Genomic DNA, 8,671 nt, shown 5'->3' on the forward strand with positions numbered 1-8,671 from the left:
GACAACGTAGAAGAAGAACGCCGTCTGGCCTATGTGGGCATTACGCGCGCACAAAAAGAACTCACCTTCACCCTAACCAAGGAACGTCGCCAATTTGGTGAATTGATTAAACCCGAACCCAGCCGCTTTCTTTATGAGCTACCGCAAAACGACCTAATCTGGGAACAAAAGCGCAAAACAGAAACAGCCGAAGAACGCCAAGCCAAAGGCAATAAAGGCATTGCCGCGTTAAGGGCGGCACTCAATCAAAATAAGTAGCGCTAAGCCAGTCAAATGCTAGGCGCTAAACGGCTACAATCAGTCACAGATCCTCTGGATGGGCTAATTTAAAGTAAATTCACACAGGATTGCACTGTTAGCCCTTGCGGCCATTGCCTCAAGGGGGGCAGCGGGTGTATAAAGCAGGCTTTCACGTCGCTCTAAATTGCGTCGCAGCTTTGGGTGCTGCCGCCGCGCATTAATATTTCGCTAAACGCCCTTATTCGAGCACGTGATCAGAGCACCTGTCACTATCTATATCGAGATGCCGATGTTTTCTGCACTAACAAAAACCCTACAAAGCCGACCTTCAGGTCAACAAATTCAGGCCAATATTCTAGCCGGTTTAACTGTAGGGGTGATCGCCCTGCCTCTGTCTATGGCCCTAGCTATCGCCAGCGGCGTTCCCCCGCAACATGGTTTATATACGGCCCTAGTGGCGGGCATAGTGATTGCCCTAAGCGGCGGTTCAAAAGTCAATATTTCTGGGCCCACCGCCGCCTTCGTAGTCATACTGCTACCGATTGTTCAGCAATATGGTCTTGGCGGGCTACTGGTGAGCGGCTTCATGGCCGGTTTCATCTTGATTTTCATGGGCCTAGGTAAGCTGGGTAAGTTTATCGAAATCGTGCCCTACCCGGTCACGGTTGGCTTTACCGCAGGGATCGGCGTAGTTATCGCGACCTTTCAAATTAAAGACTTTTTAGGGCTGCAAGTGGCCGCTGTCGACGGTCACTATTTAGCGAAACTGGCCGCTCTGGTGCAGGCCTTACCCAGCGTCGATTGGCGCGAGGCGCTGATTGGTGCTCTTACCTTGGCAATATTGCTGGTGTGGCCCAAGTTTCGCTCTAAGATCCCCGGTCACTTGATTGCCCTGCTGGTTGGTAGCCTTAGTGCTTACTTGCTCAGCCTTGGCTTGAGTGATTTTTCGGTGGCCACCATTGGCAGTCGCTTTTCTTACAGCCTAGACGGCCTCAGTGGCAGTGGCATTCCACCACTGCTACCCCAATTTGAGTGGCCTTGGAACCTACCCGGCGCTGATGGCACACCGATAGGTTTAAGCTTTGAGTTAATTCGTCAGTTGCTGCCAGCGGCGCTGACCATTGCCATTTTAGGTTCCTTAGAATCACTGCTTTGTGCGGTGGTAGCCGATGGCATGTCCGGTAAAAAACACAACCCTAATGACGAGCTGATTGGTCAAGGCATTGGCAACATTGTGGCGCCCTTATTAGGCGGCATTCCCGCTACCGCAGCGATTGCTCGCACCGCCGCCAACGTAAAATCGGGTGGCAGCATGCCGCTCGCTTCAGTGGTGCACGGGCTATTCATTCTGCTGAGTATTCTGCTACTGGCACCGATACTGTCTTATATTCCGATGGCCTCAATGGCAGCCTTGCTATTAATGGTGGCGTGGAATATGAGTGAGGCCAAACACTTTGTCCGCACCCTTAAAGTAGCCCCCAAAGACGACGTAATAGTGTTGTTATTGTGCTTCTCGCTCACCGTGCTGTTTGATATGACCATCGCGGTTGCGGTGGGTATGGGCATGGCCGCCATGTTATTCATTAAACGCAGCGTGAGCCTGACGCAGGCCGCCGCCATTGAAGATAATCACGAAGGCTATCAACTGCCCGATAAAGTGATGTTATATGACATCAATGGCCCGTTATTCTTTGGCTCTGCACAAAAGGCCTTAAAAACCATTACCTCGGTTCGCCCCGAAGTGAGAGTGATAATCCTCGACATGGCTGAAGTCACCCTCATCGACATGAGTGCCATCGTGGCCATGGAATCAATTGCCAAAGACTTACAACAACGCAAAATTGGCTTAGTGATTAACGGATTGCTGCCACGGATGATCTTAAAATTACGTCGAGCGGGGATCCGTAAGCACAGTGGCAGTGTGGCATTCTCCAGAAACTTAGCAGATAGCTTTGTCATGGCCAATAAAATGCTTTAAGCCGCCAATAAAGTTTTAAATCTGACGTCGGCTAGACATAGATAGTTCGGCGTCTGAGGCTTGGCTAAGCATGAAATCACTGCCCAAACTCAGCAAAACCAGCCCGATAAATGTGATCCTTAGCGTATTAGGCGTTTCGAGCCAACAATATTTGTGACCGAAACGCTTTTCATCTTTATAAATTCCCTTACTCCATAGACTTATGAGCATAAACTCATCGAATAATAAACAGTCTGGAGAGTGGTAATGAATGCATTAGTTGAGCAACGCCAACAAGCTCAATTACGTTTTCAACAAGGCGAGCAAAATATCGTCGTAGGAAAAATTGAAAACTGCCCCTTGCCCCCTGAAGAATTAGCCGCTTTAGATCTCAATTCACCCCATGTGGTTGAGGTGTTTGACGATGGGCTCACTGCCACAGTGATTCATTTAATGATTAATGGGCGGCACTACAACCTTAAACGCCGCCGCGCCGAAGCGCGTGTGCAGAATATCGATGGCCAAACCTCCTTCCTTAATGAGGTGCAACGCCGTCAAGACTTACAAGCGCTGAAGGATAAGGCCAGCACCGCTGCTGCTTTTAAGCACATTGTGACCACCCTATATGCCGATTATCGACTGGGTTTTATTCTTTCTCCTTGGATCGAGGGTAAGCCGCTTTGCAGCTTTAGCCGCGAAATTTTTCGCCAGATATTCGATACCATGTTTGCCTTAGAGCAAGTGGGCCTTATGGAGTGGGATCTCTGCCCCGGTAATATTTTGTACGACGGGCGCCAGATTTACTTATTTGATTTTGGTTACATGTACCGCTTCGATCCTCTGGAACACTACAACAGTGACGGTTTAGCCTCACCGGCTTTTCACGCGGTAGAACGCTTAGAAACACGCAATGTATTTGGTTACCTATTGCGTTATCAAGATGTGATGACCAGCAACGACCAACTCGCCCTGTACCGCGAGCTCAAAGAAGTGGGCTTAGACATCTATACCCAGAAGCTAATTTGGTTAAAACAAAACTTTGCTCATCCCAATGTCATTCATTGGCAAACCGAGATCATCGAACGCTGGGAATATGCGTTAGACAACGAACGCTCTTTAAAAAATCTGTTTATTGCCGAAAGTTTTCGTTCTCATTGCTTAGACATTGCCGATGACATTAGCGGTAAGAGCTGCACACCAATGACCCTAAAGCGTATCGACAAAGTCATTACCATGGCGGCCACCGTTTACCTGCAATTGCAAAACAACGGCGCACTGTTGTTTGATAACGCCCATTTAGACCAACTGGCGCTGATCAAGAAGTACCAAGATTACCGCCACTTAGCCCAGCAGTACCAATTGAAATAACCCCTACTATTCAAAACGTTAAGATCTGTTTACAAGGCCATCGATTCAACTCGATGGCCTTGAGACATTCACTTCACAGTTCTGGCTATTTTTTGCCCTTTTTTAGTATTTATTCTTTACCATTCTCAATTGCCATGGAGTAGCAGATTGAACTGCACATTGGCCTTACAAAAATAAAAACAAGGCAAAATCATCAGACTTGAAGAGCATTCGCAGTATTTTCGCCAAGCACTGATGCTTAAATAAACAGCAAAACAGTACAAGGAAAGACCATGAAAAAGTTATCTATCGTTCTGTTAGGAGCGAGCTTACTGTCTGCGCACGCCAGCGCGGAGTGGAACTTTAGGGGCACGCCAAACCAATGGCTAAGCACCCCGCTAGAATTAGTCTCTGGTAACCAATACCAAACCTGCCAAAGCTTTGGCGACAACAACCCACGCTTTAAGATTGACCGCTACGGCGATTGGAACGAAGCCTACCCCAACGCCGACTACACGGTTACGGCTAACAAGAGTTACGACATTCGCTTCTTTAGCGACAGCAAAACCATTACTGCCACCGAAGTCGCCAACTGTGGCGATATAGAAATTGAGCCACCTGAAGACAGCTGGTACTTCCGTGGCACTGCCAATGGCTGGCAAGCCACACCTATGGACAGCAGTGACAACATCACTTTCTGTACCACTCAAACTTTCGCTAACGACGAGCCACGTTTCAAAATCGACCACTATGGCGATTGGACCGAAGCCTATCCTACCGCCGATTATACCGTCACCGGCAATGCCAGCTACGACATCTGCTTTAACGCCAGCAGCAAGGCTATTACTGTAACGCCTGTCGATGTAGAAGATACTCAGGCGCCAAGCGTGAGCGTAAGCCCAGCGGCCGGTACTTATAGCGAAAGCCAAACCATTACGCTTAGCATTAGCGACAACCAAGACAGCGCTCCGCAAAGCTATTGCACCACCGATGGCACAATTCCCACCACTGCCTCAGCGCCTTGTAGCAGCTTGAACCTTGTGGCAGAAAACTCCGTTGATGAAGGCGTAGATTTCAGCCTACAAGTGCTGGCAGTGGACGCCAGTGGCAACCAAGCCATTAGCCAGTTTGACTACACCATCATCGACCCACCCGCCGATACGTGGTACTTCCGTGGTACGCCTAATGGCTGGCAAGCGACCTTAATGACCAGTAGCGATGGCATTAACTACTGTACTAGCCAGAGCTTCGGTAGCGATAACCCGCGCTTTAAAATCGACCACTATGGCGACTGGACCGAAAACTACCCTCAGGCCGACGTATTGGTAGACGCCAATAGCAGCTACGACATCTGCTTCAATGCCAACACGAAAGTAGTGACCACCGAGAAACAACAGTGCGTGGATGATTGCCCAATCACCCCAGAAACCCTTGGTGCAGTTTACTCGCCCAGCGCGACGACCTTCTCCTTATGGTCTCCTGAGAACAGCAACGTTAGTGTAGAAGTGGATGGCCTAAGCTACACCATGCAAGCGGTGCCTGACTTTGCCGGATACACTCAGGTTTACCAAGCCACCGTGCCAGGCGATCTTCACCTCAAGCCTTATACCTTCTACGTTAATGGTGTGCCAGTGCGCGACCCTTACGGGAAAATGGCGCAGGCCGGTACTGGCGATTACGAAGCGGTTAACATTGTGATGGATATGTCCCGCACCGATCCGCTAGACGGTTGGGCAGCACGCCCCAGCCTAATCGAGCGCGAAGATGCAATTATCTACGAGCTGCACGTGCGCGACTTCACCATTGATGCCAGCTCTGGGGTGAGCGCCGATAAGCGCGGTAAGTTCTTAGGTCTAGTTGAGCCCGGCACCACTTATCAAGGGATTACAACCGGCATAGACCACCTGAAAGAACTGGGTGTGACTCACGTACAACTGCTACCAGTTTACGACTTTGCTACCTGTGACGGCTTGCCCGACAGCGATCCTTGTTACAACTGGGGTTACGATCCACGCAACTACAACATTCCAGAAGATCGTTACTCCAGCGTGCCTAATGATTACGAGGAGCGGGTACGTGAATTCAAAACCATGATCAACGAATTCCACAAGGCTGGTATTCGGGTGATTATGGACGTGGTGTATAACCATACCTACAACAACGAAATGTTCGAAAACATTTCCATGCAGTACTACACCGCCAGCGATCTTTCAGGCACCGGCAACTCGATTAACGCCGATGTACCCATGGTCAGCCGGATGATTCAAGACTCACTTGAATACTGGGTGGATGAATACAGCATCGACGGCTTTCGCTTCGACTTGATTGGTATTTTCTCCTATCAAGAAGTGCAAAAATGGGCCAGCCACTTAAACAGCAAATTTGCCGATCGCAACTTGCTGATTTACGGCGAACCTTGGAATGGTTACGCCAGCGATCCACTCGAAGGTCAGCGGGTACGCTACGGCACCACCCACAACATGGTCGACCAGCACGTTGGGGTATTTAACGGCGCCTACCGCGAAGCGTTAAAAGGCTCTAACGACGATACTCGCAGCGCCTATATGTTCAACAATGTAGCTGCAGCCGATAGCGGTTGGGCGATTTACGATGGCTTCCGAGGTTCACCCTATGATGCCAACGATGGACGCAACAGTACTTGGTTCCGCAACTATGCCGCCGACCCAGAGCAAAGCATCAATTACATTTCGGCCCACGATAACTTTGCACTATGGGATAAGGTCTACCTCAGCGCGTCTAGCAACGTGGTACAAAATAGCTCTCATCAGGTAATGAGTTTTACTCCACCCAGCGATTTGAGCTACGCCAAACGTGTGGTTAATTTTGGTATGGGCCTGGTGCTTACCAGCCAAGGTATTCCGTTCATCCATGCCGGTGATGAGTTCCTGCGCACCAAAACCAATAACCAGCAAATTAGCAGCCCTAGCGCATGGAACTACGGCGATCATGGTGGCGCACACAATAGCTACAACGCCCCCGATAGTTTCAATGCCATTCGTTGGTCAAATAAAATTGCCAACGCCGCTACCTTTGATTACTTCAAGCAGCTTATTAGCTTACGTCGTCAACATGCTGGCCTGCGCATGAACAGCAACCAAGAGATAGCTCAATACCTTAGTGTTAGCCGTCCTGAGCAATATGCTGGGCAAGTGATTACCGGTTACATCACCGACCCTAGTGATAGCCATAATTTGTTCATTGTATATAACAGCGGCAATAACCAAAGCATCACTTTACCCGCGGGCTCTTGGACTAAAGTGGCCGATGCCAATGGCGCAGCGAATGCCAGCGTAAGTGGTAGCACAGTGGTTGAGGGTACTGCTGTGACCATGTTTACTCAGCAAAAATAAACCCTAAAGCAATAATACCTGCCCAAGTTTAAAGCTTGGGCAGATATAGTTTTACCGCTCAATAAAGAGCGCCAATCAGGGCGAAAACAAAGCAAGCTGAAGCAAACCTAAGCCGCACCTTAGCAAGCCGTAAACAAGCGGCCAACACTAACAAATGACAACTCTCTCAATTAAATAATGAGACTCCTACAGCAGCATTAACAATGCAACCGAGATAAGCGTGATAAAAATAACACTTCACTAAGATTGTTATTTTTATTCCAACTAGAATGAGTATGTTGGTGCAACTAAACCAGCTAAGCATAGTGGCTAATGAAAAGAATTACAGATACCGAGTTAATCAGATCCAGTAACCGTCGCGACATCATTCAAACCCTGCGCCGCCATGGTGAATTGGCGCGTGTCGAAATTGGCCAGTACACCCATTTAAGTCCGGCCACCATTACCTCCATTACCTCTGAGTTAATCCAACAAGGCTTACTGCTTGAGCAACAAAGCGAGCTAAATGCAGAAACCGGCCGCGGTCGGCCCAAGGTAAAATTACAGCTTAATCAACAAGCGGTATTTTACCCCGCCATTAAGCTCTCTATTAACGAGATTAGCCTGATCTTGGCCGATCTCAGCGGTAAGATTATTCATCAACAAACTAAATCGGTGCTTACCGTTAGCCTCAGCCAACAACAACTGATAGACGTACTGTGCCAAAGCTTTACTGCCTTTCTCGACAAATACGCCATCGAGCGCAACAAACTACGCGGCCTAGGCCTAGCGGTACAAGGGGTGACCGAGCAACAAGGCAAGGGCATATTGTGGAGCCCGGCGATTAAGGGCCAACAATTACAATTGGTTGAGCAGCTACAGCAACAACTGCAGCTACCGGTATTTATTAGCAACGACGCCAACTGCATTGCCGTGGCGCTAAAAAACCTTCCGCAATACCAAAAAGTCAACAGTTTGGTCGCTATTCAATTAGGCTACGGCGTGGGTATGGGCTTATGGCTAGACGACAAGCTTTATCAAGGCGAAGCCGCCTCCAACACCGAATTTGGCCACACTAAATTCAGCCTTAATGGGCCACAATGTCGCTGTGGTGGCCGCGGCTGTATAGAAGCCTACGTAGGTGACTACGCTATTTACCGTGATGCCAGTGCCATCTATAACCTGCCACAAGCCGACATGCTGCATCCTTCAGAAAAGCAAATGCTCGACCTCAACCACTTAGCCGAACAGCCACACTCGCCTATGCAGCAAATTTTCACTCAAGCTGGCACCGTTCTAGGCCTAGGTTTAGCCAATGTAATGGCGCTGTTTAACCCACAAAAAATAGTGATTTCAGGGCCCGGTGTGCGCGCCTATCCTTACATGGAAGCGGCCATGCGTAGTACTCTGGCAGAAAACCTTCTGCCCTATCACCAACAGCAAGACGTGGTAGAAGTATATAACTGGGATGAAGATCTCACCGGCCTTGGCATCATCGCCATTGTGCAGCAGCATACCGATTAGTTGAGCTTAATAGCGGCCACTTACAGACACAAAAGGGAGCCTGTGGCTCCCTTCATCATTCATAGCAAACAGCCTTTATAACTTGGCGCTGCTGAAGAATTGCTTGCTAGCGTAATGGCCTAGTAACATGCTGGCGAAGAACCAGTAAATCACCACATCACCACGTAATAGACTAGCCACAGCTGGCCCTGGGCAAATACCCACCATGCCCCAGCCGATGCCGAAGATCACCGAACCAATGATCAAGCGTTTG

General features: G+C 49.1%; 6 protein-coding genes. 5 read left to right on the plus strand and 1 reads right to left on the minus strand.

Annotated elements, in window-relative coordinates:
* The 5 genes from ACQY6Q_RS08390 to ACQY6Q_RS08410 form a co-directional block, all read left to right on the plus strand.
* Positions 1 to 258, plus strand: a 258-nt coding sequence (locus ACQY6Q_RS08390) for a 3'-5' exonuclease (protein WP_427980141.1), incomplete at its 5' end; no start/stop codon positions are given.
* A 271-nt stretch (positions 259 to 529) separates the two neighbouring features.
* The gene (dauA, locus tag ACQY6Q_RS08395) at positions 530 to 2,218 is read left to right on the plus strand and encodes a C4-dicarboxylic acid transporter DauA (protein ID WP_427980143.1); all 1,689 of its coding nucleotides are present in this window, start codon (positions 530 to 532) and stop codon (positions 2,216 to 2,218) included.
* 246 nt (positions 2,219 to 2,464) lie between these two features.
* Positions 2,465 to 3,565, plus strand: a complete 1,101-nt coding sequence (locus tag ACQY6Q_RS08400) for a phosphotransferase (protein WP_427980145.1) — start codon at positions 2,465 to 2,467, stop codon at positions 3,563 to 3,565.
* A gap of 272 nt (positions 3,566 to 3,837) precedes the next feature.
* Entirely contained in the window at positions 3,838 to 6,915 is a 3,078-nt protein-coding gene (locus tag ACQY6Q_RS08405) for an alpha-amylase family glycosyl hydrolase (protein WP_427980148.1), read from the plus strand.
* 312 nt (positions 6,916 to 7,227) lie between these two features.
* Positions 7,228 to 8,418: an ROK family protein gene (locus ACQY6Q_RS08410; protein ID WP_427980150.1), complete on the plus strand. Its 1,191-nt coding sequence runs from the start codon at positions 7,228 to 7,230 to the stop codon at positions 8,416 to 8,418.
* Between the two features lie 75 nt (positions 8,419 to 8,493).
* Here ACQY6Q_RS08410 and ACQY6Q_RS08415 read toward each other — a convergent pair whose 3' ends face one another.
* Positions 8,494 to 8,664, minus strand: coding sequence for a DUF6691 family protein (locus ACQY6Q_RS08415; RefSeq protein WP_427980152.1), 171 nt, complete (start codon positions 8,662 to 8,664; stop codon positions 8,494 to 8,496).
* Between the last annotated feature and the right edge of the window lie 7 nt (positions 8,665 to 8,671).

Source organism: Agarivorans sp. (assembly GCF_050295395.1).
Taxonomy (GTDB): Bacteria; Pseudomonadota; Gammaproteobacteria; order Enterobacterales; family Celerinatantimonadaceae; genus Agarivorans.

Excerpts from the sequence above, each read along its gene's own strand:
- dauA (WP_427980143.1), top strand. The coding sequence starts at position 530 with ATGTTTTCTGCACTAACAAAAACCCTACAAAGCCGACCTTCAGGTCAA.
- ACQY6Q_RS08400 (WP_427980145.1), top strand. The coding sequence starts at position 2,465 with ATGAATGCATTAGTTGAGCAACGCCAACAAGCTCAATTACGTTTTCAA.
- ACQY6Q_RS08405 (WP_427980148.1), top strand. The coding sequence starts at position 3,838 with ATGAAAAAGTTATCTATCGTTCTGTTAGGAGCGAGCTTACTGTCTGCG.
- ACQY6Q_RS08410 (WP_427980150.1), top strand. The coding sequence starts at position 7,228 with ATGAAAAGAATTACAGATACCGAGTTAATCAGATCCAGTAACCGTCGC.